Annotated in this window: 2 tRNA genes and 1 rRNA gene; all 3 read right to left on the bottom strand. The window is 47.3% G+C overall.

Going from position 1 to position 2,435, the window contains the following annotated elements:
- Window positions 1-178: 178 nt before the first annotated feature.
- Window positions 179-254 (bottom strand) — tRNA-Ala (locus JMY08_RS13865).
- A 9-nt stretch (window positions 255-263) separates the two neighbouring features.
- Window positions 264-340: transfer RNA gene (locus tag JMY08_RS13860), tRNA-Ile, on the bottom strand.
- A 92-nt stretch (window positions 341-432) separates the two neighbouring features.
- Window positions 433-1,971: ribosomal RNA gene (locus tag JMY08_RS13855) — 16S ribosomal RNA — on the bottom strand.
- Between the last annotated feature and the right edge of the window lie 464 nt (window positions 1,972-2,435).

Raw genomic sequence — 2,435 nt, 5'->3', positions numbered from 1 at the left:
AACAACGCGTGAACACGTGTTCCTAACCCAGACTCATATCTATGTTTTTAAATAGTTCTTACGCTCTCGTCGAGTCATAAGTTCTGTATAAAACAGAAAGAAATAATCGTATGATGTAATATCTGAATTATTTGTTTCTGTTTATGCTTGTTTAATATATTTACTATCGTATTTATTATGGTGGAGCCAAACGGAGTCGAACCGTTGACCTCCTGCGTGCAAGGCAGGCGCTCTACCAACTGAGCTATGGCCCCGTAAATAAATGGTAGGCCTGGGCAGACTTGAACTGCCGACCCCCGCGTTATCAACACGGTGCTCTAACCAGCTGAGCTACAGGCCTGTGTCTGCCTGTAAAGGCAAAGCGCTAATAATAAATACTAGCTAAACTAAAGAACAACTTGTTGTGAATTCTTGCTGACCGAATGCCATCTATAAGGAGGTGATCCAGCCGCAGGTTCCCCTACGGCTACCTTGTTACGACTTCACCCCAGTCATCAACCACACCGTGGTGAACGCCTCCCCGAAGGTTAAGCTATCCACTTCTGGTGCAATCAACTCCCATGGTGTGACGGGCGGTGTGTACAAGGCCCGGGAACGTATTCACCGCGGCATTCTGATCCGCGATTACTAGCGATTCCTACTTCATGGAGTCGAGTTGCAGACTCCAATCTGGACTACGATAGGCTTTTTGAGATTCGCATCACATCGCTGTGTAGCTGCCCTCTGTACCTACCATTGTAGCACGTGTGTAGCCCTGGTCGTAAGGGCCATGATGACTTGACGTCGTCCCCGCCTTCCTCCAGTTTGTCACTGGCAGTATCCTTAGAGTTCCCGGCTTAACCCGCTGGTAACTAAGGACAAGGGTTGCGCTCGTTGCGGGACTTAACCCAACATCTCACGACACGAGCTGACGACAGCCATGCAGCACCTGTATTCTAATTCCCGAAGGCACTCCCGCATCTCTGCAGGATTCTAGATATGTCAAGACCAGGTAAGGTTCTTCGCGTTGCATCGAATTAAACCACATGCTCCACCGCTTGTGCGGGCCCCCGTCAATTCATTTGAGTTTTAACCTTGCGGCCGTACTCCCCAGGCGGTCTACTTATTGCGTTAGCTGCGTCACTAAGTCCTCAAGGGACCCAACGACTAGTAGACATCGTTTACGGCGTGGACTACCAGGGTATCTAATCCTGTTTGCTACCCACGCTTTCGAGCCTCAGTGTCAGTATTATGCCAGAAGGCTGCCTTCGCCATCGGTATTCCTCCAGATCTCTACGCATTTCACCGCTACACCTGGAATTCTACCTTCCTCTCACATACTCTAGCTCAACAGTATCAGATGCAGTTCCCAGGTTGAGCCCGGGGATTTCACATCTGACTTATCGAGCCACCTACGCTCCCTTTACGCCCAGTAATTCCGATTAACGCTTGCACCCTCTGTATTACCGCGGCTGCTGGCACAGAGTTAGCCGGTGCTTATTCTGCAGCTAATGTCATCGTCCGTGGGTATTAACCACGGAGTCTTCTTCACTGCTTAAAGTGCTTTACAACCAAAAGGCCTTCTTCACACACGCGGCATGGCTGGATCAGGGTTTCCCCCATTGTCCAATATTCCCCACTGCTGCCTCCCGTAGGAGTCCGGGCCGTGTCTCAGTCCCGGTGTGGCTGATCATCCTCTCAGACCAGCTACAGATCGTCGCCATGGTAGGCCTTTACCCCACCATCTAGCTAATCCGACTTAGGCTCATCTAATAGCGAGAGCAGTAAACTGCCCCCTTTCTCCCGTAGGTCGTATGCGGTATTAATACGAGTTTCCCCGTGCTATCCCCCACTACTAGGTAGATTCCTAAGTATTACTCACCCGTCCGCCGCTCGACGCCTGATAGCAAGCTATCATCGTTTCCGCTCGACTTGCATGTGTTAAGCCTGCCGCCAGCGTTCAATCTGAGCCATGATCAAACTCTTCAGTTTAATCTTGCTATGAAGTCCTTTAAAGAGACTTCTAAACTTGGCTCATCTAATCTGGCAAAATCGCTAAAAATTATGTTCGTAATGAATTAACTTTGAGTTTTTCTGCTGTCTTAAATGATAATTTTTATAGTTAGAATGAACTCCGAAAAGGAGCTAAAACCAACTTTATTTTTTAGCATTCTGAATCAGCAAAAATCCACACAAGTTGTTCTTTAGTTATGCTTTTAAATAGTGCTCAATCACTGTCGTCCAGTAACTGATATATTGGGTATCTCTCTTGCTGTTTAGTCTCAAACCCTTGCGGGTTAAGCTATCTAGCGAGCCGACTATCTTATCATAATGATTGGGATTGTCAAGCTTTTTTATAATTTGTTTCATCAGGTTAACTGGGTTATTAATGTGTAATCTACACACTAGTTACTTCCAGCTCGTCTTGATGAGGGCGTATTATAGACGCTTTAAAT

Source organism: Psychrobacter sp. Pi2-51 (assembly GCF_904846665.1).
Taxonomy (GTDB): domain Bacteria; phylum Pseudomonadota; class Gammaproteobacteria; order Pseudomonadales; family Moraxellaceae; genus Psychrobacter; species Psychrobacter glaciei.
The sequence above is the reverse complement of the archived record's forward strand: the minus strand, read 5'-3'. Positions and strand labels throughout refer to the sequence as shown.